The following is a 23929-nucleotide window of genomic DNA, read 5'->3' on the forward strand; positions in this document are numbered from 1 at the left end:
CGACTAATTTTTTAAGTTCTTTAAATCATCTACCGAATAAAACTTAAGCTTGTTTTCTGCTGCAAAGGCACAAAGCTGCTTTAGTAGTCCAATAGGAGTTTCTAATTTTTCATCTGCGTTATCGACTGTTTTATGTCCGTAAAATATAACGATTTTGTTATGTTCTTTGGCATACAGCAAAAGGCTTTTGTAGTACTCGAGATTAAATTGTTCGTAATCATCATCAATTCCTAAACCGTAAATTACGCGATTGTCCTCATAGTAACAGTACTGGCTTTTCGGATAGAGTTCTCCATAGGTGGTGCCTCTTATAAAATCAAAATAATTCAGTAATCTTTTGTCGAGTGCACTGTTTCTCGCACCATCGGGATAAGCAAAGGACTTAATATCGAATCCGTCTTTCAGCATGGCTTCCTTAAGCGGAAGGATTTCATTTTTTACATAAGCATCCAATCCATATTGCGCCACGTATTTTACCGCGTTTTCATGATTGTAACCATGTCCGGCTATATCATGTCCCATTTTTTGAAGGTAATGCAATTTTTCTTTTTGATCTTTCGTAAAAGCACTGTACTTGCAGATAAAAAAAGTAGCTTTCCAATTGTAGGGACGCAGTTCTTTTTCGGCATGATACCAGGTATCTACATAATCATCATCAAACGTTAATACAACGCCCGGCTGGTACTTTTCCTGCTTTTCCTTTTTTTTGGGAGCGACGGACGGAACAGGAACATCAGTACTGACATCAAAGGCTACAAGGGATATAACAATAAGGGTGATAAAGGAAATCAGGTATAAAAGCTTCTGTTTTGTCATTACTTTTTTAAATTATATTCTCAAATATAAGCATTAATCCAAAAGAATAAACTTGCCGGACGATTTATATAAAAAAGCTGCTTAACGAACCCGTTTAATCGTCCTCCATCTCTTATTATAAAGTAAGAAACCGCTCCATAACCTTGCTTTTTCGATTTCTTGCAATCGGTAAAACCGTATTTTTCAAGCAGAGCCTGAAACCATCTATCTGTGTTATGTATTTTGTATTTACAAGATAAGAACGATGAATCTGCAAAAAATTTTCTTCAGGAAGTTGATCCGCAATGCTTTTTAAAGTCTGATGAATGATACTTTTTTTATTGTTCTCCGTATATATTTCGATATAATTCTGCATACTTTTAATGTACATAATTTGTATGGGACTAACTTTTATGGTTACACCGTTTTCTTTAAAAAACAAAGGTTTTGAAGTTAACTCCTGCTGATACATTAAATCATACATTTTTTTTGCCTTTAAAACGGCTGACTTAAAGTCATCAAAAAAAATGGGCTTTAGTAAATAATCAACGGCATTTACTTTATATCCTTTTAATGCATATTCGGAATAGGCAGTTGTAAAAATAATCATCGCTGGTTTATCGGTAATGAGTTTTGCAAACTCCAGTCCGTTGAGCAAGGGCATTTCTATGTCCAGAAAAATCAGGTCAATGGTTTCTGTCTTTAGTTTTTCAAGGGCAAGATGCGCGTTAGAAAAAACGCCGGCATTGCTTAGAAAATCAAATTCACTAATAAAGGACTCTAAACCTTCCCGGGCAATCCTTTCGTCATCAATCACAATACATTTCATACGCTGGTAAGGTTTAATTTTATACGCACACTGTAAGAATCAACTTCAGGAATCAATTCCAATTCATAATTATCCTTATACGAAAGCTCCAGTCTTTTCTTCACATATTTTAAACCAACTCCTCCCTTTTTCAGATTTGATACCTGCTGTCCTGATGCGTTTTTTATGTACAGAAACAATTGATTTTCATCCTTTAAAAAAACATGCAGCTGTATGTAACTTTTTTTCTCTTTAAAAGAAGAAACATGTTTGAAAGCATTTTCGACAAATGTCGATAAGAGAAAAGGAATGATCAGTAGTGTATTCTCCGGAATATCCCATTGGCAGGAAATTTCAAGGTCTTCACCCGAACGGTCTTTTTCCAATTCAAAATAATGTTTAAGGAAAGCAATTTCGTCGTCCAGTTTAATCCATTTATTTTGTGATTCGTAGACATAATAACGCAGAATCTTGCTGTATCTGGATAACAATTCGAGTGCTTCATCCTGATCTTTGCGGATCAGAAATTGCAGATTATTGAGAATATTAAAGGTAAAATGCGGACTTAACTGCGTTCTCAAATGATCGATTTCCATTTCCAGTACACTATTTCTTAATTCCTGATGTCTTTTTTCCGAAGCTATATTTTGTTTGAACAATTCAATGGAATAACTCATTCCCGCAATCAGGATACTTACCAGCAACATACCACAAAACATAGAAATGAGCTCATTTTCCAGCAGATTCGCATCAGCTAACAGCCCAATTGTAATAAAATAACCTGCCGCAGTGAGCAGGATGGATGTAGCAAAACTAATAGATAGAGCCGAAATTATAAATCCGGCCGTGTCGTGCGTTTTGAGATATTTCTTGATTAAAACATTCAGAAAATAGACGTGTACCCGCAAAATTAATACAATAGCAACGGCATGAATAAGAGCTACACCCAAGGTAAAATTTGGACTGCTGGACAATGACAGTTGCAATAAAACAATAAGAAATAAAAAAATCCAGAAAAGAAGGTTTGCTTTTTTGATCGTAAACATGGCTACAAATTGAGATTACAAAATTAATTTATTTTCGATCGTAGCACGGACCATTGGTCAACAAATTACGACTATTAGTCAAAAGCAGGAAAAAGCTTTTGAATGATAGAATAGTTTTGCCCTGTCAAATTTAAAAACATAAAATATGAAAACGACATCATTGTTTACTTTACTAGTATTACTGCTTGCCTCTGCACCAACAAAAGCACAAATAACCCTTCAGGCGGAACATTTTGGAACATCCCGCTATGGTGATGAAAACAATAATGAGTTCGGAAACAGTAAAGGATCTGCAGCAGTGTATCAGGCAAATGTTAAAATCCCTATTTCGATGACCATAAACAAAGACAGTCTAGCTGTGGTTTGGGGTGTGGCGCTTTCTGGCTCTTACGCAGTCCTTACTAATAAAAATTTTACCCAAAATATGGTGCCGTCTGAGATTGTCAATGCGCAGTTTTCTTTGTTCAACATGCGTCCGTTAAACAAAAAATGGAATATGTTACTGTTTGCAGGTGCCGGAATTTATACCGACCAGACACAAATTTCAAAAATGGGCGTCAGAAGCGTACTCGGAAATGCAGGTGCCGTTTTCATCAAAAAGATGAATTCGAAATTAGATCTCGGTGCGGGACTGGCTTTCAATAATACGTTTGGATATCCTATGTTATTTCCTGCCCTGTATCTGAATTATAATGCTCCGGGCAGGTATATTTTTAAGGTTTCCCTTATGAGCGGTTTTCAGGCATCGGCCGGATATGAGATCAACAAGTCTTTTATTTTAAGCCTGATTGCGGACATGAACGGGCAAATGGCTCTTGTTGAAAAAGAAGGAAAAGATGTCATCTTTACGCATCAGTATATTGTAACGGGATTGAGGCCGGAAATCAGGATTGGCAAAAAAATTACACTTCCGATTACGCTTGGAATCAGCGCTGTGCGTCCCGCTTATTTTACAGACCGAACCTTGAAAAGCCTTTTCAGCAGTACAAACCAATATCAGTTTCAGTCTTCCTTTTACGCAGCAGCACAGATTAATTATAAGTTTTATTAGAACATCCTTAAAACCTTACAATCATCTTATAAAAATCATTCTATGATTTCTCTTATTACAGCCTTACTTTGTTATTTGTTTGCTTTCATTTCTTAATTCCGAATGAAAAAAATATAAAGAAAATGAGAATAAAATAAGTTTTGCAACACTTTCTGTTTCATAGATTCTGTTGCAAAGCTTTCTGTTTCAAAATAAAAAAAATGGATATTTTGAAACAACTTTTGTTTCAAAACTTTTGTTTCAAAATAAAAGAAACAGATGTATTGAAACACTTTCTTTGTGAATGTGAAAATAAAATTAACTTTCACACCACTTTTCTTCCCTGACTCATGCAGGCTAATCTGCCTACATAACAGACTCTAAAAAGAGGTTCTTAAAAAAAATACGCAAAGGTCAATTAGATCTTTGCGCATTCTAAAAACAATTTTCTTTTTTGAAGATTTATTCCCAGCGTAAATTTATAAAAATCTAAGCTTTATAAAGCATACTGGCAGCTCCTAACAAAGCAGCTGCCTCATTATCTGTAGAAACATAGACGGTGACTTCCAAATTTGCTTCTTTGATTTTTTTATTGAAAAGAGACAGAAAAAATGCACTTGCGTTGGCAATTTTTCCTCCGATAATAAAATGATCTGCGCCAAATTTTTCCAGCCACGGAATTACAACTGCTGCCAGATCCTCTCCCATTTCTTCCAATACTTTTATAGCAATAACATCACCTTTAATAGCCCGATTATAAAGCTCCAGTCCGTTATGAAGGTTTGTTCCGCTCAAAGCCTGGTAATGCGATAAAAGGCCTCTTGCCGAAACATAGTCTTCTGCAATGCCCTCTTTGTAAGGAAGGTTGTAAATTTCTCCGTCTGTTGGTACGCATTCTCCCTCAGCAACAGATACTCCCTTGTCAATAAAACAGGCGCCAAGTCCGGTTCCTAAGGTAACGGCCATTACTTTTTTGGCCAGATTCGCTTTCTCTTTAAAAACTTCACCTTTGCCAAAACAAACGGCATCATTTTCAAAAAGTACCGGGAAATCAGTGGAGTGATTCAGGTGCTCTAAAAGTAAGTCCCGAATATTCAATCCGTAAAAATGTTCGTACTTGGACTGGTCTTTTATCCAGCAAATACCTTTTTGATAATCGAAAGGGCCGGGCATGCATACCGCCAAACCTTTCATTGCTGTAACTTTGGAATTTTCTATGGCTGTAGCAATTGCTTTTTTCCATATATCCATCACCTCGTCAACCGGTAAATTAGAATCGAAAGATTCTTTGTGCAGAGAGAAGTCTATAACTTTCATCTCTTTTATATTGATCACTGCTGCCGTAATATGTGTACCTCCTATATCTAGCCCTACGGCGTATGGTATATTCATTTTCCCTTGTTTAACTTGCTTATTCTAGATATTCTTGTCTTTTAAAATCTGAGGGTATTGGATACTGGTGTGAACGATCATTTCGCCGAATAAGGTATTGGCCCAGGCAAACCATTTTCGGGTAAATTTGGTGACATCGTCTTTATGAAAGGACTCGTGCATGAATCCTGTGTCAGCATTGGTTTTGATCAGATTGCTAATACAGGCTTTTATTTCTTTTTCATCTACACTTGTAATGGCTCTCAGTACAATACTCATCGGCCAGATGGTGTCTACTCCCGTATGCGGGCCTCCAACGCCTTCTCCGGCTTTTCCTTTATAGAAAAAAGGATTGTTTTCTGACAGTACCACTTTACGGGTATTAAGGTACAACGGGTCATTTGGAGCAATTGCGCCTAAATAAGGCAGAGACAATAAAGAAGGAACATTGGCATCGTCCATCATGTGGAAACTGCCGTAGCCGTTTACTTCAAAAGCAATGATTTTTCCGAATTTCGGATGGTCTATGATTCCGTTTTCTTTTAAGCCTTTTTGTACCTGTTCTCTTAATTCTTTGGCTTTGGCTACCAAATCATTATCTTTTAAAGCCGGTAAAGAGAATATTTCAATCAGATAACCCAGTACTTCGATAGCAAACATATTACTCGGAATCAAATAACCAAACAACGTACTGTCGTCACTCGGTCTGAAAGTAGAAACTATTAAGCCGCATGGTTTTACCGGATAACCGTAGCCACCTAAAGGCACTCCGTCTGTCGCCCAGGCGGTCTGACGCTGAAAGCTGTAAGGCCCTCCTTTTCCGTCCAGTCTTTGCTGTTCCTTAAAAGTCTGTAACACGAGCAGCATGGCTTTTTTCCATTGCTCATCGAACAGACTGATGTCTCCGGTTTCTTTCCAATAGCCATGTGCCAGTCGGACGGGGTAACACAAACTGTCAATTTCCCATTTCCTTTCGTGGATTCCGGGCTGCATTTTGGTCAGGTCATGCTTCCACTCGCTTTCTTTTGTAAAATCTTTGTAAAATGCATTGGCGTAAGGATCCAGGAGGATACATTTCGCCTGACGGTTTATGACCCCTTTTACCAATTCGGCCAGTTTAGGATCTTCTTTGACAAACGGAATATAAGGCCAGATTTGTGCTGTACTGTCGCGAAGCCACATGGCATCTATATCTCCCGTAATGACGTAGGTATCCGGTTTGCCGTCAATGATTTCGAAATCGACTGTAGTGTCCAGTGTATTGGGGAAACAATTTTCGAACAACCAGGCCAGTTCGGGATTGGCAATTTGCTTTTTGATGCGCACAATTGCGGCTTCTACGGCCTGACTTGTAAATTTTCGTTCGGACAACGGCGGTCTTTTACTCACTAAATCTTTTAAGGGAAACTGAAAAGTATCTGAATTAAATCCGAAAGCATTGCTTTGAATGGCCAATAGTCCTGCTGAAAAAATGCCGGTATTTTTTATAAATTTTCTACGTGATTGCATATAATTTATTTTGAAGTTGAATAAGAATACGGATACGCTTCTGCTGCTGTACCGCGTTGTAAATTAGGGGAACTGGTCATGTCAAATTTTAATTCGCCACCTTCCAAAACCTCAAAATGATTGATGTAATTTTTGGTATGTGCCGTATTATTCCATTTTAATTCGTTGACGTATTTGTTGATTGCCGAATTGTCCGGAGCATTGATAATAAGCTGTTTTCCGTTTTCCAACTGCAGGGTTGTTTTCTTAAATAACGGGGCACCCAAAACATATTGATCGGTTCCGGGACAGACCGGATAGAATCCCATGGCCGAGAAAATATACCAGGCCGAGGTTTGTCCATTGTCTTCGTCACCGCAATATCCGTCCGGAGTGGGTTTGTAGAGTCGATTCATGACTTCTCTTGACCAATATTGCGTTTTCCAGGGTTCTCCTGCGTAGTTGTACAGGTAAATCATGTGCTGAATCGGCTGATTGCCGTGCGCATATTGTCCCATGTTCATGATTTGCATTTCACGGATTTCATGAATTACGGATCCGTAATAACTATCATCAAAAACCGGAGGAGTGGTGAATACGGCATCTAATTTGGCTGTGAATGCTTTTTGCCCTCCCATCAGACCGATTAGCCCCTGAACATCATGAAACACACTCCAGCTGTAATGCCAGCTGTTTCCTTCCGTAAAGGCATCTCCCCATTTAAACGGATTAAAATTGGCCGGAAAACTTCCGTCTTTGTTCCTTCCGCTCATTAATCCGATAGCCGGATTGTACAGGTTTTTATAATTCATCATTCGTTTTTCGAACAGCTTGATTTCTTTATTCGGACGATTTAATGCTTTTGCTAATTTCCAAATCGTAAAATCATCATAAGCATATTCTAAAGTTCTGGCGGCATTTTCGTTGATATTCACATCATACGGAACATAGCCTAAAGTATTGTAATAATTTACTCCTTTTCTGCCCACCGCGTCCATTGGTCCTTCGGTATTGGCACCGTGCAACAGGGCTTCGTATAAGGTATTGATATCATAACCCCTTAATCCTTTCAGGTACGCATCGGCAACTACGGAAGCTGAATTATTGCCCACCATGACATTTCTAAAACCGGGACTGGACCATTCGGGTAAAAAACCACCTTCTTTATAATCATTTAATAAACCTTCCTGCATTTCTTTGTTTATGGAAGGATAGACTAAATTCAACAAAGGATACAAAGCGCGGAAGGTATCCCAAAAACCGGTTCCGGCAAACATGTAACCCGGCAGTACTTTTCCGTTGTACGGACTATAATGCACAATTTTTCCCTCTGCATCTATTTCATATTGCTTTTGAGGAAAACAAACCGTGCGGTACAAACAGGAATAAAAAGTTTTTAACTGGTCTTCATTCGTATCTTCTACGGTTATTTTTCCTAAAACTTTGTTCCATTCGTTTTTAGATGCTGTTACTGTTTCTTCAAAAGTCGATGCTCCTAATTCCTTCTTTAAATTTAATTCTGCCTGTGCGATACTGATAAAAGAAGAAGCGGTTTTTATATGTACCTTTTCTCCTTTTTTGGTTTTAAAACCTACTACCGCACCCACGTGAATGCCGTTTAATTCTAATTTGTCTTTTTCTAAAATCTTGTCGTTCCAGGTTGATTGGGTTGAAAATGGTTTGTCGAACTCCAATACAAAATAGTTCTTGAAATTCTCGGGAACGCCTCCGCTGTTGCGGGTGGTGTAACCGATAATTTTATTTTCGGACGGAATAATTTTAATGTAAGATCCTTTATTGAAAGCATCAATTACAATGGAAGATTCTTCGTTATCCGGAAAGGTAATCTGAAAATGTGCTGCTCTTTCTGTTGCGGTAATTTCTGTTGTAACATCGTAATCCGCCAGATAAACACTATAATAATACGGTTTTGAAACTTCTGCCTTATGACTGAACCAGCTGGCACGCTCGTCTTCTGTAAAAGCGAGTTTACCTGTAATGGGCATAATCGAAAACTGGCCGTAATCATTCATCCAAGGTGATGGCTGATGGGTTTGTTTGAATCCCCTGATTTTTTCCGCGGTATAGGTATACGCCCATCCGTCGCCCATTTTTCCGGTTTGCGGTGTCCAGAAATTCATTCCCCACGGCCTGCAAATCGCCGGATAGGTATTTCCGTTGGAAAGATTAGGCAGCGATTGTGTACCCATCAGTGGATTTACATATTCTACAGGGTCTAAAGTTTTAACCTGCGCGTTTAGAAAAACACAATATTGTAGTAATCCTAAAAAAATTAAACTCTTTATTTTCATGTTTTTATTAATTGTGAGTTATGAGTTGTGAGTTGTGAAATCTGAACTGCTAAATGTGAACTGTAAACTGTGACTGTGACTGCTAACTGTAAACTGTGACTAAAAAACTCCCTAAATCGGCCTGTCTTCTTTCTTAACTCCAAAAGTCAAAGAAGGCTTGCTGCCCATATACAATTTCAATTCTCCTCCTTTTACGATCATATCGTGTGTGATATAGGATTTTGTATAGGGTTTGCCGTTGTACTCTGCTTTTTGAATATACATGTTCGTTTTGCTGTTATCGATTGCTTTCAATGTAAAGGAAATCCCTGCTGCAGGATGGAATGTCGCGGTATTGACCAACGGGCTTCCCAACACATAGATTCCGTTTGCCGGATTAACGGAATAGAATCCCATGGAAGAGAAAACATACCATGCCGACATTTGTCCTAAATCTTCGTTACCGCATAATCCGTCCGGTTTTGTGGTATAAAATTTATCATCAATTTCACGAATTAGTTTGGCGGTTTTCCAGGGCTGTCCGGCGTAAGCGTATAAGTACGGAATATGGTGATTGGGTTCATTTCCCTGCGCATATTGTCCGATCAGACCACTGATATCGGGAGAAACTTCTTCGCCTTCTACTTTATCGGTGATGAGGAAAAGAGAATCTAATTTGGCTAAGAATTGATCTTCGCTGCCAAATAAATCGATCAAACCATACGGATCCTGAGGCACCAGCCAGGTGTACTGCCACGCATTTCCTTCTACATAATCATCTTTACGGTGCGCTGAAGAAAGCGGATTAAAAGGCGTTCTCCAGTTTCCATTGGTTAATTTACCTCTCATAAATGTGGTTTCCTTATCGAAATACATTTTATATAAATTCGCTCTTTTTGTAAAATAAGCGTAATCTTCTGTTTTGTTTAAGGCTTTTGCCATTTGGGCCACACAGTAATCATCGATGGCATATTCAAGGGCATTTCCAACCGATTCTAACATTTTATCAGCAGGAATATATTCTAATTTCTGAACATAATCCATTCCGTCGCGGGTCTGCATGGCTGTTTTTCGGATTGCTTCGTAGGCAACTGCCGTATCGTAATCCCGATATCCTTTCAGGTAGGCATCTGCAATAACCGCAATGGAGTGATTTCCGTTCATGGTATTGGTTTCATTCCCCATTAAATGCCAGACCGGTAATCTGCCCTGCTGCTGGTAAATCGCCAAAAACGATTTCACAATATCATTAATCTTATCGGGCTGCGTAATGGTGTACAAAGGATGCAAACCACGGTAGGTATCCCAAAGTGAAAAAGTGGTGTAATTGGTGAAATCGGCTTTCTCGTATACTTTTTTATCGGTTCCTCTGTAATCTCCGTTGTAATCATTAAAAATAGAAGGTGCAAACATGGTATGATACAAGGAAGTATAAAAAACTTTCATTGTTTTGTCATCTGCTTTTATCTGAATTTTGTTGAGTTCCTTATTCCATTTTGACTTGGCTTCTTTTACGGTTTGATCAAAATTCCAGCCCGGAATTTCGGCTTTTATGTTGGCGGCAGCATTTTCGGAACTTACCGGGGAGATTCCGACTTTTACCAAAACCTGTTTGTTTTTTAAAGCTTTAAAATCTAAAACTGCTTTCATTCTCACACCTTCGCCTTCATTGCCTTTTACGGAAGCAATGCTGTCATATAAAGCAATAGCTGTTATGGGTTCGGAGAATTCCATTGTAAAATAAATGCGCTGATCGGTGGCCCAGCCTGCAGAATATCGGTATCCTGCAATGGTTGTTTCGTTTATTTTTTTTATAAACGTTTTTACGGGTTTGTCCCATCCTATTCCATCGGCAAGATCTAACAAAACATGCGCGTCAGCAGCGGCATCAAAAGTATATTTATGAAAACCGACTCTTTCACTTGCTGTTAATTCTGCCTTGATTTTATACTTATCTAATACAACGCTGTAATATCCGGGCTGGCTTACTTCATTTTGATGTGAAAAGTAAGAGCCGTAACCGTTTGCCATGTCTTGTTTGGTTCCTTTGGTAAGGGCTACTTTTCCGGATACGGGCAATAAAAGGATATCATTTAAATCTCCGATTCCCGTACCGCTCAAATGGGTGTGCGTAAAACCTAAGATGGTATTGCTGGCATAATTGTATCCGCTGCACCAATCCCAGCCTTCAAAAACATTGACAGGCCCAAGCTGAACGGCTCCAAATGGAACATTAGCCCCGACAAATACGTGGCCGTGACCCGCAGATCCGATAAATGGATTTACGTATTGGGTATAATCTACACTTTTCTGTTTTACCTTCTTTTCCTGTGAAAGTACAGGACTGGCCAAAAACAGGTTTAGCGCTAAAATTCCGCTGAAAGCTATTTTGTTATATTTTGTAAACATTTATTTTGTTTTTTTTATTTGACTTTTGTGATGGGCCACGGATGACACGGATTATACTGATTGGCACGGATTTTTTTTTAATTAACCGCAAAGTTCGCATTGGTTAACGCAGAGTTCGCAAAGTTTTACCTTTGTCCCTTTGAGCCTTTGCAACTTAAAACCTTAGAACCTTAGTAAATCAGAGCCTTAGCACCTCAGAACCTTAGCAACTTAGTACCTCTTCAAAACCTCATACAAGGAAAAAACCTTAATATCAGGCTTTGTTATTTTTCCTTCAAAAGAAATTGCCTTTTCTTCTCCTGCTTTCAGATCGAAATAATTATCACCCCATTTACCGGTATATCCTTTAATTGAAATGCAAACATATTTGGCAGGTTTTAAGGCCTTTAAAATTACTTTATTTCCTTTTATCTGCCAGCTTATTTTTGGATCTTCCAATACTAAATCTTTTGGACGGGTCAGATCAATTTCGGGTGTTTTGTCATCTCTGTACGCTTCGCGCATGGCGTACCAGGCTGCTTTGGGCTGGCGGTTATCATAATCGGTAACACTCCAGCTTGCCACGGGCCAGCAGTCGTTCAGCTGCCAGACGAGGGTTCCCATATTGTAGGGCGCTTTGGAACGATGAATACCGATAATATTCTTAAGCGCATAATGCTGCAGACACTGGGTCAGATAAGTGTAATCCTCCACATTCATCTTTTTGATTTTAGTGGAATCTATAAAATAACGGTGTAAATAGGATTCTAATTTCGAAAAACCTTTGCCTGCTTTCTGATGTGCCTGCAAAACATCGGAATATAAATAGCGATCTTCGGGCAATGTAAATTTTTCGATTGAAGAATAATTGGGCAGGGACTGCATTCCGTATTCGCTCACGAAACGTCCGGTCTTTTTCTGCGTGACTTCAATGTCTTCCAATCCCCACCAGGTTCCCCAGTAATGACTGTCGCCTTGTTTTATACTTTCTTTTTCAGACCAGTGAAACAAAGGGGAAGAACTTATATAGGGACGCTTACCATCGACTTCATTGACCCATTTTGGAATGCTGTCCTGAAATAAACGCACGTAATCCTTCCACAAACGGGTGGAATCCTGTTTTGACATTTTCATGCTTTTTTGCCAACCCCAGTTTTTAAAGGCTTCGTCGGCTTCGTTATTGCCACACCACAAAACAATACTGGGATGGTGACGCAGGCGTTTTACCTGATATTTGACTTCTTCCTTAACGTTGTCAAAAAAAGCTTTGTCTCCGGGAACCATCGTACCAGCAAACATAAAGTCCTGCCAGACATTGATGCCGTATTTATCGCATAAATCATAAAAATAATCGTCTTCATAAATACCGCCGCCCCAGACACGAAGCATATTCATGTTGGCGTCTTTGGCTAAAGCAATTACCTTTTCGTATTCTTTTTTGGTTACCCGTGAAAGAAAAGCATCTGAAGGAATATAGTTGGCTCCTTTCATGTATACCGGCTTGCCGTCAATTTTAAAATAAAAAGATCTGCCCAGACTGTCCGGCTGCTGCACCAATTCTATCTTGCGGTTCAGAACATAGGGCTGCTCTTCTTCTTTTGTGTCGTAGGCTTCCAGTCTTGGTGTTTTCCAAATGCCGCAGGTGGTGAATTTTGGTCCCCAATCCCATCCAAAATGATATTGTGCTTTGCGGACATACGCGCGTGGATTATCGGGAATTATAAAAGGCAGGTCTTTTTTGGCCAGTGAATCCACTACATTTTGTGCGGACTGGAATACGATAACTAAATCATTGTTGCCTGGTTTTAGTATTTTTTTGACATCTGCACGCCATTGACGGAACATGTTATCTGCTTTTAAAACAAGCTGATTATTGAGATAAACGGTGGCATAAGTATCCAGTCCGTCAAAAACCAATTCTGTATTTTTCTTTTTTAGCGTTGCCACCGATACCTGAAAAGTAGTTTTATATTCCCAGTTTTTACGTTCGACCCATGCTACTTTTTTCTCATTGTCCCTGTAAAATGGATCCGGGATGGCTTTGTTGTGTAGTAAATCGGTATGTATTTCTCCGGGAACTGTGGCCGGATACCACTTTTGTGTTTTCTGTTCACGGTAATTCCAGCCTTTCTTTAAATCCATATGCTGAGCAAGAGCTGCTGATGAAAGATTTAAAAGACCGATGCAGAGTAACCGATACACGTTTTTTTTATAATTCATTTTACTTAGTATAAAATAGGAATGTCTAAGTTTTAATTATTTGTATTTAATGAGCGGCAGTACGAGAAGGAATAAAGCGCTACACCATTATTCCCGCTCTTTAGGTTACGTTTACGAATAACTAACAAAATATTCAGAAATCATTTCCTTAACTGCGCATAATTCTATGGGAATGCGTACCATAATTTAATTTTTATCAGCTACTTTTAAATCTAACAGAGTACTAAAATTAAAAAATGAACCTTTATTGTTTATAATTTCTTACCTCTACGGAAAAGAATCCCTTCTTTTTCAGCAAAAGCCATTTTCAGCTGTTGCGAAAAAAAAGACATTATAACTTTAGATTAAACCTTAACAATAAGAGCTTATTTTAACAAGATTAGCAGAAAGATTAAAAATAAGCCGGGTAACAGGAAATTACCCGACTTATTTTAACTAACCAACCAAATTAATTATTTTAAACTTTGTCCCACCAGATTCTGGTTGTCATCAAATCCAATCCCTGACGCTGTATAGCCGCTTTGTAATTGGCTTCGTTGGTGATCAACTCCGACTGATCGTAAATCAATCTTCTCGGAATAGTTCCTTTGGTCTCTCCCGTAGGATCATTGACCGGAACTAATACAGGATAACCTGTTCTTCTGTATTCTGAAAAGGCTTCAAAACCATTGAACAACAATACAATCCATTTTTGAGTGATAATTTGTTCTATTTTCTGAGCATCAGTTCCTGCCGTTTTAAAAGGATAAGTGGTAATATACGTATTGTATTCCGCAGTTGTAACCGCAGGCACTTTGTCTCCGAAAATAGTCAGGACTTCCATAGCCGCTTTTACTCCGTCTTCATAATGTTTCTGCGCTGTTCCGCCCACATTCCATCCTCTAACTACTGCTTCTGCCAGTATAAACTCTATTTCAGCGTAAGACATGATTAAAGTTGGGGCATCTAAACGCAATACTGTAGAAGTATTTGGGTCCGAGAAAAGCTTTTTGTCCCCGCCCGGAAATTCTTTGGCATCATTTGGTAAACCCTGCTGGCTTGCCGGATTGTTGTTTCCTGTTGCTTCCAGTTTGGCATAGATTCTTAAACGCGGATCGTTGGTGTTTTTCAATAAATCGATAAAAGTTTTACTGAATTTGATATTTGATTCCCCACCGTTCAGGTCATTTCGAACCCATGAAGAGGTAATTGGATTTGTTTTAACTCCTGCAGGACCTGCATCATGTTTTAATACAAGACTATCATCATTAGACGTAAAAACGCCTTTTGCAACTGCTTTTTCTACGTATTCTTTTGCTTTGGCAGGATTTACTTTAGACAAACGCATTGCTACTCTCAACATTAGGGAGTTGGCCAGTTTTTTCCATCTTGTAACATCACTCTGGTAATACAAATCAGCATTTCCGACAAAAGCTTTATTGGCATCTAATGCAGTTCCGGCTTCATCCAGTTCTTTTAGAAGGTCATTGTAAATAGCTTCCTGCGTATCATATTTTGGGGCATAAATATTTCCGTTATATCCTTTTCCGGCTTCGAAATAAGGAACTTCACCATACGTATCTGTCAGTTTTTGAAACAGAAATACTTTCATAATCCTAAGAGCCTGAACCATATTGGAATTTTCCGGTGAGTTTGGTGTTACCGATAATAACTGAAAAATCTGATTCAGTCCTTTCCCGTATGTTTCTCCAAACAAAGCACCTGAATATTCCGAAGAATAGGTGTATTTTGATCCGCCGCCTAACGAAGCGAAGTGCTGTACATATTGCGCGGCGTAGATATTATTTCCTCTTGTATTCGAAAAATCCTGTCCGTCCACATAGATTTCAGCAAGCGTAAACATCGATTTTAAAGCCGGATCTGTTAAGGCATTTGGGTTTGTATTCAGTTCCTCAAATCCTTTATCGCAGGAAGCGAGTGTCAGAGCACCAACAATTGCGACACAAAATATTTTTATATATTTATTTTTCATCTTTTTTACTATTAGAATTTAACATTAAGCGTTACACCGTAGTTTCTGGTCAATGGCATAGAGGCTCTTTCCATACCCTGAGCATTACTATTAGAATAGTTGGACTCGGGATCAATGTTTGGAACTTTGTCGTAAATCGTCCATAAATTATGAGCTGAAAAAGCTAAACTAATGGCTTGAAATGGTGTTTTCTGGATATAGGTTTTTGGAAAATTATAGCTAAAAGAAATCGCTCTTAATTTTACAAAATCAGCATCGTACACGAAGTTTGAGGTTACATCACTGTAACTTCTCCAGTAATTATAAGCAGAAACAGTTTGATTTACAGGATTGCCGTTCACGTCCGTACCGCTTACTGCTACTCCGCCTTCACGACCCGGAAGTGTGATTTCAGATAATCCGTAACGCGTTCCTAACTGGTTGGTAGCCGAATAGATTTCTCCTCCGAATTTAGCATCTACGAAAACGGAAAGCGTGAAATTTTTATAAGAGAAATCATTTGAAAGTCCCATTGAAGTTGGTGCTACCCCTTGTCCTGCTATAATTAAATTTCCTCTCAGGAATCTTCCGTTGGTATCTAATACGATATTTCCGTTGGCATCTCTTAAATAATCGTAAGCTTTGATTACTCCGAAAGGCTGTCCTTTTTCTAACACTACAGAAGCTCTTGCATCTCTGTTTCCTTCTAATGATTTGGTATTGATTTTATCAGAAAGACTTAGTACTTCACTTTCGTTGTACGCAAAATTATAGCCTACACTCCAGGAGAAATTTGGTGTTTTTACCGCTTTTACATTCAATGCAAATTCAACCCCTTTGTTCAGGATTTCCCCAACGTTGATTTTGGTTGTTCTGTAACCTGAGGCCTGAGAAATATCAGCATCTGCAATATCCTTAGTTGTTTTTTTGCTGTAGAAAGTCAAATCTGTACTAATTCTATTGTTGAAAAATGTATTTTCAAAACCAAACTCTATAGTACTTACATTATACGGTCTTAAATTTTTATTATTAACGGTATCACCATTTACCCCTAAAATAGGCTGTCCTTGTGAATCTGTTTGTCCGTCGGGTGTAGTATAGGTCAGGGTTAAAGCATACGCTTCCTGTAATCCGCCTCCAACGTTACCCCATCCTGCTCTAATCTTACCGTAAGACATCCATTCCGGTAATTTAATCACTTCGGAATAAATAAAACTGGTACTTACAGAGGGATAAAAAATACTGTTATCTGCTGGATCTAAAGTAGAAAACCAGTCTTCACGGCCTGTTAAACTTAAAAATAAGAAATCTTTATAGGCTAAATCAGCAGAATAAAAAAGGGAGTTTACTTCACGTTCCGAAAACAATTTCTCTGTTTTGTCCGGTTGCGTATTTCCATAGAAATATTTGAACGGTACAATAAAATTATTTCCTTTCATTTTAATCCCGTTGTATCTGTTATCCTGGCGATTTGCTCCGATAAAAGCATCCAATGAAAGATTTTTAGCGATATCACTTTTGTATCCTAAGTAACCTGAAGCGTTAAATTCAGAACGGTTCTCAATTCTGTCTTCAATTGATCCGCCAATATTGTAATTGATTCCGGTTGGCTCAATCTCCGTATATTCGTAGTTGATATCATCAATACCCAAAACCGCTTTTGCGTAAATCTTATCTGTAATGTTATAGGTCACTTTTGCAGAACCAATAAAACGCTTTCTAAGATCACTGTTTAAAAGCTGATCTGTAGCAAAGTACGGATTGGTATGGTATACGTTTGCACCCAGATAATCTTCTTCTCCTCCATTTACATCGTACGGATTACGCAGCCATCTGATGTCGGTACCCGGCGTCATAAAAGTAGTCGGGAAAGAAGGATTTCTGGGAGAGTCATTCAGATAAGGTCTGTTTTTACTTTTTTCCGAAATATATTGTGCGTTCGACTCAATACTTATCTTTTTGTTTGGAGCAGAGTTTAAACTCAGCGTCACGTTATTTCTTCCAAAAGTAGTTCCCGGTAAAATAGACTCATCTTTCGTGTTTCCGAAAGACAATCTGAAATTTGTCGTTTCATTTCCACCCGAAATTGCCAAAGTATTACTGAAAGAATAACCTGTTCTGTAGAAATTTTCAACGTTATCTTTTCCGTATGCTTTGTATGGCTTTGTAGTTCCGTCTATGGCAAGAGAGTTCGTTCCGTCATATTTATCTCCCCACGCAAAATAGTAAGAATCTCTAAGTTCCTGTAAATTGGTAAATCTTGTCGGAACTCCATTAGCATCCGGTGCTCCTGCACCATATTGATCCTGCCAGTTCAGAAGACTTGCCGGTGTATTAAAAGTAGAATTGGTACTAAAATCTACTCCGATTCCGGTTCCGCTTTTTCCTTTTTTAGTAGTAATTAAGATAACACCATTTGATCCTCTGTACCCGTAAAGAGCAGAAGCGGCACTACCTTTTAATACCGACATAGAGGCAATATCATCCGGATTGAAGGAAGACATACCGTCACCTTTGTCGGCTCCTCCGTACATTCCTGCATTTCCCTGTTGTGTATTGTCTATCGGAATACCGTCTACAACGTACAACGGCTGGTTAAGTCCTGAAGCGGAAGTTGCCCCACGAATTACGACACGGCTCGAACCGGATGGTCCTGTTACCGGTGCAGAAACGTTAACCCCGGCTATTTTTCCCTGAAGCGCGTTTCCTAAGTTAATTTCTTTGTTCTTTGTCAGGTCTTCTCCTTTCAGTTCTCCAACTGCGTAACCTAAACTTTTTCTTTGTTTCTTAACTCCAAATGAAGTTACGACAACATCTTTTAATTCCTGTGCATTTTCTGTTAATACCACTGAAACTCTGTTTTCTGTTGCCTCAAGCACCACTGATTTTGATACAAAACCTATAGAAGTTACATTTAAAGTAACCTTTCCTTCCGGAACATTCATCTTAAATCGACCTTCAGCGTCTGTGATTGCGCTAAATGGTTTTCCCTGAACCTCGATTGATGCAGCAACAATTCCCTTGTTCTCTGCATCTGCCACTATGCCTGTTATTAATCGATTTTGTGCAACAGCTCCCAAGCTGCTAAACAATACCATTCCTAACACTGCTAAAATTCGTTTCATAAGCAATTTTTTTTGGTTTATTTGTTTTGATTTTTGTTTGTTTTTAACCTGTTTGTTTTAAATATTAATAAAAAATTTGAACTCAGTTTCAATAAAAAAAGTAGTTGTATAGTTATAAAAAATTATCCGTTTGTCGGTTTTTACTACATAAAAAATGGTTTAGAAAGTCAATTAGACAGCAGCTTCAGCTGTTTTGTTTACTAAAACGATTTAGTAAAATGGGTAAAAAAAACCGCGTTTTAATTGATTTTATATATATTTTTAATTTGAAATACGCAAAGAATCTAAACCGATTCCCTGACAATTAATGTGCCTTTTTTAAGCACTTTTTCGACTTTGAAAGCATCAAAATCTGTCATCTGACTCATTAGCAACTGAATAGATTTAATGGCAATATCTTCTATAGGCTGTGCAATTACCGAAATGGTCGGTGTATGCAATTTGAAACTATCGTGATCATCAAAGCTGATCACCGAAATATCTTCCGGTATTCTGTACCCCATAGCCCTGAAAGCCTGTAAACCTGCAAGCCCCATATAATTGGCCAGAAATAAGACAGCATCTATTTTTGGATTGGCTTTAAAAAAAGCTACCAGTGAATCAATCCTGGATTTTTCATTCGCATGATAATCCAAATAGAGCGCCAGTGATTTATCATAAATGCCTGCTTCTTTTAAGGCATCTGTATATCCTTTCTCTCTAAGTTTCATCTGAATCATTTGAGATTTATTATTGACTATAGCGATATTTTTACACCCTTTATTCATTAAAAACTGAGTTGCCGAATAAGAACCTTCATAGTTATCCATTACCACGTGACTTACTTTCTGATGGGCGAAATAACGGTCAATCAGAACCACCGGTTTCTGCAATTTCAGCAGGAGGTCAATAGTCTTTTCTAAATTTTTAGTTGGTGTGATAATAAACCCTTCTACATTCGCCTGCAAAAGGCTTTGTACCAATTCTTCAGAACGTGCATCATCATCTCCCGTACTGCAATAGAAAACCCTGTAATCAATATTTTTTGCCTCGTCTTCTATTACTCTGGCTAAATCTGCAAAGAACTGATTGGAAATATCTTCTACAATAAGACCAATAGATCTCGTCTTTCCTGTTCTCAGACTGCTGGCAATCATGCTTGGACGGTAATGAAGCTTTTTAGCAACTTCCTGTACCTTTTTTATGACAGCCGGGCTAATTGCCATTTTCTCTCCTTTCCCGTTAATAACAAAAGAAACTGTAGATATCGACACTTGGGCCTCGGTAGCAATATCTTTAATCGTAATTCTTTTCATGAACGGATTATTTTACGGAAGGGTTATTTAATGATGTGACAAATATATATAAAACCGATTTACAAAATCGTTTTAGTAAAATATTTTTTCAATAAATCATTATTTTAAAGCTAATTTAAAACATAATACGCAGTAATAATGATGTTTTAACCCATAATCATCAGTTTGATTTTTATCTGGAATCCATCGTTTTTAAGCTTGTTTTTCATTCGAAATGGCAATAAAATAAAAAATAGTCAAATTGACTATATAATTTATTGGTAGATTAATGAACTCATTTTCAAACGCATGTTAACTGATAATTTGTACTATTTAAAATTTGCACATAACTTCTTACTTAAAAGCGTTTTACTCTTTTTGTCTGAATGCTGAAAGCAAAAAAAAGACGATCAAAGACCGCCTTTTTTTAATTGTATCAGAAATATTACTTTCTTAAATTTCTTCTTTTAAATTATGCTTTTCTCTTTTGATTTTGCCAGTTGATTTACTCTCCACATTAGCAGTACCGAACAGGATGTAATTACAGCAATAACATATCCCAAAATATCATAATTTTCCAAAGGGGAAGATTTCGTTTCCTGATGTACGATGAAACCCGCACATACCGCTGCAATACCGCCTGCAATTTGCTGTAATGAAGAAGTTATTGACATATAAGCTCCACGATCTTTCATTTCGGGAATGGCTGTATTCAGAGTGGTAGCAGGAATCATACGGCTCATGATCCCCATGAACAATACCATATTGATTGCCAACACTTCCCATAACGGAATGGGATCAAGATTGGTATAAATTAAAATCATAATTACCGAAATCAGGGATCCTACGGCGAAGAGTTTAAATTTATTGACTTTGTCACTTAATTTTCCCACCAACGGCATGATAAACAGTACCGAAAGCCCGGTAAAGAAAAATACCATTGGTAATTGAAGGTGGCTAATATGAATATTATTGACCAGAAAGGCACTTCCGAAGGGCTGTAACATAAAACCTCCCACAGATAGAAATGCAATGGCAGCAAAACCAATCTGATAGTTTTTATTATTCAGTGTATGCCACAGGTGTAGAAAAGGACTTTTGTCGGATTGCAATTCCAGGTGTTTGGTTATGGGTTCTATCTGGGTGATAACGGCAATCAGAATCAGGATTGCTAAAACGGCGATCATAATAAAAGCAGAATGCCATCCCCAGTTATTGGCAAAATATAAGCCCATTGGTATTCCTAAAATCTGGCTTGTTGCATAGGCCATTTGTATAGTTCCCATCACTCGTCCTCTTTGATGGATTACAAATAAATCCGTTACAATGGCAAGTGAAACCGAACCGATTACACCGCCAAAAAGCCCTGTAAAAATTCTGGCAAAAAGCAACATCTGGTAATTCGCAGCAAATGCACAAAAAACGGTACCGATAATAAATCCGGTATAAAAGAAAATGAGCAATTTTTTCCGGTCAAATTTATCGGCAAAACCCGCTGCAAGTAATCCGGAAATTCCGGCGCTAAAAGCATAAGTGGAAACTGTAAATCCAAATTTGGCTGTCGTCATGTCCAATGTTTTCATTAAGATGTCACCCAACGGGGAAATAATAACAAAATCAAGTATAACTGTAAATTGTAAAAGCGCCAGAATGGCTATAATAATGATTTGTTTTAAAGTAAAAGCAGTCGGTTCTGCAGTGGTTTTTTCCATTTTAATAACTTGTTTTTATACCAATTCCTGGCATTTATGTCCAAAATCGCTAATAAGCGTAATAATTGCTTCGGGTTGAAGCGTTTCTGAAACGACACGCAGCACACAATCAATATCGTCATGATCAATGCTCCATTGCTGTATATCTTTGTGATTGTTCAGTTTGTGATACATCGCGCAGCCTGTATCCATTTTTCTAATATCTGTTTTAAAAACATGTACTGTGTTTAAATCTGTATCCATAATTTTCATGGTTTTAAAGCTTTTACGGTTGCCTGAAAAGCTTCTTTCATAATTTTTCTGGTAAGAACAAACGGTTTCCCTCCCATACTCTTACCATCGGTATGAAAGTTTAATAAAGTATATAATGGCCCGTACGCAACAGACCAAAAAGCTTCAAATGTCATTGGCGAAATTTCATTATTATGCAAACCGTTATCTATAAACTGTTTCATAATCGTTCTGAAATCCGAAAATTTGGTGGTGGAATTTAATATTATTTCTCCATGTGGAGAGTGTTTAATGATTTCAAAAAAAGCAACTTTTCTGGGATATTTCATGGTAAAGTCAGCCCGGTTTACCCATTGTACCCATAATCCTTCTTCAAATGACATTTCCGGCGAGAAATTTTTAATGGTACATGAAAAAAACTCAATAGCAACGGTTGCCCCTATTTTTTGGATTAAATCATCTTTGTCCTTATAGTAAATGTATAATGTACCAACAGAAATATTACATGCTTTGGCAAGTTTATTCATGCTGAAACCCTGAAATCCATCCTGTACGATTTGATCTATTGCATTGGCAATAACCAGATTTTCTTTATCAATATCTCTTAATCTCATGACATTTTTTAGCAAAGATAAAATAATAAATGAATGAACATTCTTTTATTAATTATTTTTTTTAAGGAGAATGAAATATATTTTTGAATCAGCATCTGTCAAAAAACAATAACCCGTTTTAAAATACGTTTTAGTATTTATTAACTTTTAAATTCAGTGAATAAAGGGAAATTGAAAATTAATTTAAAATTTTTCTTTTTAAATTGTAGTACTTGTATTATAATTCCGTTAATTTGCTGCCGAATTGAAATAAACATGATACAATGTTTATTTGCTCTTACACTTATAGAAATTACAGATACAACATAAAGAAAAGTCCCCCTTTTTTTAACATTCAAATTTTTAACAACAATGAAACCTACCATTTTCAGAAGCCTGTTCTCAATAGGCTTATTCTTCTTAACCTTTATGCTGCAAACCAGTTGCAGTGATACTGATTCAGGCGATTATAGCACCAACTATTTACCGCAGATTGATGCAACAAAACTTTCGGCAGCCAACCATCCGATGACGATGTTTGAAGACGATGAAGATCCGGCCAGAATGTATGACAAAAAAGACCGATGGTTTCGCGTAAACCAGCCAATGCAGGTGATACAAAAAGGAAAAGACTCTGTTCAGATTTCGCTTTACTCACCGGTTGGGCTTAAAGATGTAAAAATCTATGCTAAATTACCGAACTATGACAAGCGTTTTGTACTGTATCACTTTACCCAGATTCCTGCTTTTCACAGATCATTTCATCAAATTCCATTAGTTTCAGCAAAAAATGACTACGAATTGGAAGATGGAAAAACAGTTACAATAGATAAGATCGATGGATTTTCATCCGGTGCAATTGAATTTTCGGTAGAATCCTCTGATCCTTTATTTGCTAAATTCAAGAAAATAAAATCTTCACAATTGGTTCAGTTTCATGACGGGTATCATATTGAAGAATATGGTAAATATTTACCTATGAATCCCGTATTGGCGAAAGAAGCCGTAACGATGATTATTAATTATTCCTATGCTTTAAGCCATCCTGTCTATTATCAGACGCATAATAATTTTGACCTTTATAAAAAAGAACAGGCCGCAGCTGCCGGAACTGCCGTAAACGGAGCTACAGACTGGCATGGCAATACTGCGGATGCAAATGGCCAGTACGATTATTTTACAAAAGCGGAGATCGAAAAAAGATACTGGGACTATGTTGACGGAAGAACACTTTACATGGCCATGGTGGGCGGTGATGCTGCCTGGGGAGGCGGACCTCTGGCTTCTCAGTATGAGTCGAACTACGTATCCGGACACTGGAAAGGAGAAATGTCTCTTTGGTCGCATGAATACTCGCACCATACGGGGTACAACCATGACAGTAATTTCGCCAATAGTGGCGAAGGCGGCGGGCAACAGGAGATGCTGACTCAGTTTTATAAATATTTGATTTACATCAACGATCTTCCTTTTATTGACCCGGATATTTTACAGACCTATACCAAAACAAAATATCTAAACGGAACTTATACAAAACCGGTTTTTAAAATTGATCCGAAAAACACATTTTTAGTAAAATATAAAGGAGAAGGAAAATGGAATTAAA

Annotated in this window: 16 protein-coding genes; 2 read left to right on the top strand and 14 right to left on the bottom strand. The window is 37.8% G+C overall.

The features are described 5' to 3' along the window. Positions 1-3 precede the first annotated feature (3 nt). The 3 genes from HAV12_RS14595 to HAV12_RS14605 form a co-directional block, all read right to left on the bottom strand. The gene (locus tag HAV12_RS14595; RefSeq protein WP_171570305.1) at positions 4-816 is read right to left on the bottom strand and encodes a polysaccharide deacetylase family protein; all 813 of its coding nucleotides are present in this window, start codon (positions 814-816) and stop codon (positions 4-6) included. Between the two features lie 115 nt (positions 817-931). Beyond that, a complete protein-coding gene (locus tag HAV12_RS14600; RefSeq protein ID WP_171570306.1) occupies positions 932-1624 on the bottom strand; it encodes a LytTR family DNA-binding domain-containing protein in 693 nt (230 codons plus the stop codon). Further along, entirely contained in the window at positions 1621-2649 is a 1029-nt protein-coding gene (locus tag HAV12_RS14605; protein ID WP_171570307.1) for a sensor histidine kinase, read from the bottom strand. Before HAV12_RS14605 ends, HAV12_RS14600 begins: the two co-directional genes overlap by 4 nt. A gap of 145 nt (positions 2650-2794) precedes the next feature. Here HAV12_RS14605 and HAV12_RS14610 point away from each other — a divergent pair, with 145 nt between their 5' ends. Continuing rightward, a complete protein-coding gene (locus tag HAV12_RS14610) occupies positions 2795-3700 on the top strand; it encodes a DUF6268 family outer membrane beta-barrel protein (RefSeq protein ID WP_132033954.1) in 906 nt (301 codons plus the stop codon). A gap of 468 nt (positions 3701-4168) precedes the next feature. On the opposite strand, the gene HAV12_RS14615 is transcribed toward HAV12_RS14610, so the two are convergent. The 11 genes from HAV12_RS14615 to HAV12_RS14665 form a co-directional block, all read right to left on the bottom strand. Next, the gene (locus tag HAV12_RS14615; protein ID WP_171570308.1) at positions 4169-5071 is read right to left on the bottom strand and encodes an ROK family protein; all 903 of its coding nucleotides are present in this window, start codon (positions 5069-5071) and stop codon (positions 4169-4171) included. A 24-nt stretch (positions 5072-5095) separates the two neighbouring features. Further along, complete coding sequence (locus HAV12_RS14620; protein WP_171570309.1) at positions 5096-6559, bottom strand: glycoside hydrolase family 125 protein; 1464 nt, start codon at positions 6557-6559, stop codon at positions 5096-5098. Between the two features lie 5 nt (positions 6560-6564). Next, complete coding sequence (locus HAV12_RS14625; RefSeq protein WP_171570310.1) at positions 6565-8850, bottom strand: GH92 family glycosyl hydrolase; 2286 nt, start codon at positions 8848-8850, stop codon at positions 6565-6567. A 111-nt stretch (positions 8851-8961) separates the two neighbouring features. Further along, positions 8962-11238 (bottom strand): GH92 family glycosyl hydrolase, encoded by a 2277-nt coding sequence (locus HAV12_RS14630; RefSeq protein WP_171570311.1) that lies wholly within the window; start codon positions 11236-11238, stop codon positions 8962-8964. 210 nt (positions 11239-11448) lie between these two features. After that, positions 11449-13437: a glycoside hydrolase family 2 protein gene (locus tag HAV12_RS14635; protein ID WP_171570312.1), complete on the bottom strand. Its 1989-nt coding sequence runs from the start codon at positions 13435-13437 to the stop codon at positions 11449-11451. Positions 13438-13894: 457 nt separating this feature from the next. Next, complete coding sequence (locus HAV12_RS14640) at positions 13895-15409, bottom strand: SusD/RagB family nutrient-binding outer membrane lipoprotein (RefSeq protein ID WP_171570313.1); 1515 nt, start codon at positions 15407-15409, stop codon at positions 13895-13897. Between the two features lie 11 nt (positions 15410-15420). Then, entirely contained in the window at positions 15421-18513 is a 3093-nt protein-coding gene (locus HAV12_RS14645; RefSeq protein ID WP_171570314.1) for a SusC/RagA family TonB-linked outer membrane protein, read from the bottom strand. A gap of 284 nt (positions 18514-18797) precedes the next feature. Next, positions 18798-19808, bottom strand: coding sequence for a LacI family DNA-binding transcriptional regulator (locus HAV12_RS14650; RefSeq protein WP_171570315.1), 1011 nt, complete (start codon positions 19806-19808; stop codon positions 18798-18800). A gap of 446 nt (positions 19809-20254) precedes the next feature. Then, complete coding sequence (locus HAV12_RS14655; protein ID WP_171570316.1) at positions 20255-21499, bottom strand: MFS transporter; 1245 nt, start codon at positions 21497-21499, stop codon at positions 20255-20257. 15 nt (positions 21500-21514) lie between these two features. Next, entirely contained in the window at positions 21515-21742 is a 228-nt protein-coding gene (locus tag HAV12_RS14660) for a hypothetical protein (protein ID WP_171570317.1), read from the bottom strand. Positions 21743-21747: 5 nt separating this feature from the next. Continuing rightward, the gene (locus tag HAV12_RS14665) at positions 21748-22344 is read right to left on the bottom strand and encodes a TetR/AcrR family transcriptional regulator (RefSeq protein WP_171570318.1); all 597 of its coding nucleotides are present in this window, start codon (positions 22342-22344) and stop codon (positions 21748-21750) included. 351 nt (positions 22345-22695) lie between these two features. On the opposite strand from HAV12_RS14665, the gene HAV12_RS14670 reads away from it, so the two are divergent. Then, positions 22696-23928 carry a hypothetical protein gene (locus HAV12_RS14670; RefSeq protein WP_171570319.1) on the top strand — a complete coding sequence of 411 codons (1233 nt, stop codon included), beginning with the start codon at positions 22696-22698 and terminating at the stop codon, positions 23926-23928. Position 23929: the final 1 nt, after the last annotated feature.

It is taken from the genome of Flavobacterium sp. CLA17, assembly GCF_013112255.2.
Lineage (GTDB): Bacteria > Bacteroidota > Bacteroidia > Flavobacteriales > Flavobacteriaceae > Flavobacterium > Flavobacterium circumlabens.

Bases quoted from the DNA above. Each gene is read 5' to 3' on its own strand.
- HAV12_RS14595 (WP_171570305.1), bottom strand. From the start codon at position 816: ATGACAAAACAGAAGCTTTTATACCTGATTTCCTTTATCACCCTTATT.
- HAV12_RS14600 (WP_171570306.1), bottom strand. From the start codon at position 1,624: ATGAAATGTATTGTGATTGATGACGAAAGGATTGCCCGGGAAGGTTTA.
- HAV12_RS14605 (WP_171570307.1), bottom strand. From the start codon at position 2,649: ATGTTTACGATCAAAAAAGCAAACCTTCTTTTCTGGATTTTTTTATTT.
- HAV12_RS14610 (WP_132033954.1), top strand. From the start codon at position 2,795: ATGAAAACGACATCATTGTTTACTTTACTAGTATTACTGCTTGCCTCT.
- HAV12_RS14615 (WP_171570308.1), bottom strand. From the start codon at position 5,071: ATGAATATACCATACGCCGTAGGGCTAGATATAGGAGGTACACATATT.
- HAV12_RS14620 (WP_171570309.1), bottom strand. From the start codon at position 6,559: ATGCAATCACGTAGAAAATTTATAAAAAATACCGGCATTTTTTCAGCA.
- HAV12_RS14625 (WP_171570310.1), bottom strand. From the start codon at position 8,850: ATGAAAATAAAGAGTTTAATTTTTTTAGGATTACTACAATATTGTGTT.
- HAV12_RS14630 (WP_171570311.1), bottom strand. From the start codon at position 11,238: ATGTTTACAAAATATAACAAAATAGCTTTCAGCGGAATTTTAGCGCTA.
- HAV12_RS14635 (WP_171570312.1), bottom strand. From the start codon at position 13,437: ATGAATTATAAAAAAAACGTGTATCGGTTACTCTGCATCGGTCTTTTA.
- HAV12_RS14640 (WP_171570313.1), bottom strand. From the start codon at position 15,409: ATGAAAAATAAATATATAAAAATATTTTGTGTCGCAATTGTTGGTGCT.
- HAV12_RS14645 (WP_171570314.1), bottom strand. From the start codon at position 18,513: ATGAAACGAATTTTAGCAGTGTTAGGAATGGTATTGTTTAGCAGCTTG.
- HAV12_RS14650 (WP_171570315.1), bottom strand. From the start codon at position 19,808: ATGAAAAGAATTACGATTAAAGATATTGCTACCGAGGCCCAAGTGTCG.
- HAV12_RS14655 (WP_171570316.1), bottom strand. From the start codon at position 21,499: ATGGAAAAAACCACTGCAGAACCGACTGCTTTTACTTTAAAACAAATC.
- HAV12_RS14660 (WP_171570317.1), bottom strand. From the start codon at position 21,742: ATGGATACAGATTTAAACACAGTACATGTTTTTAAAACAGATATTAGA.
- HAV12_RS14665 (WP_171570318.1), bottom strand. From the start codon at position 22,344: ATGAGATTAAGAGATATTGATAAAGAAAATCTGGTTATTGCCAATGCA.
- HAV12_RS14670 (WP_171570319.1), top strand. From the start codon at position 22,696: ATGAAACCTACCATTTTCAGAAGCCTGTTCTCAATAGGCTTATTCTTC.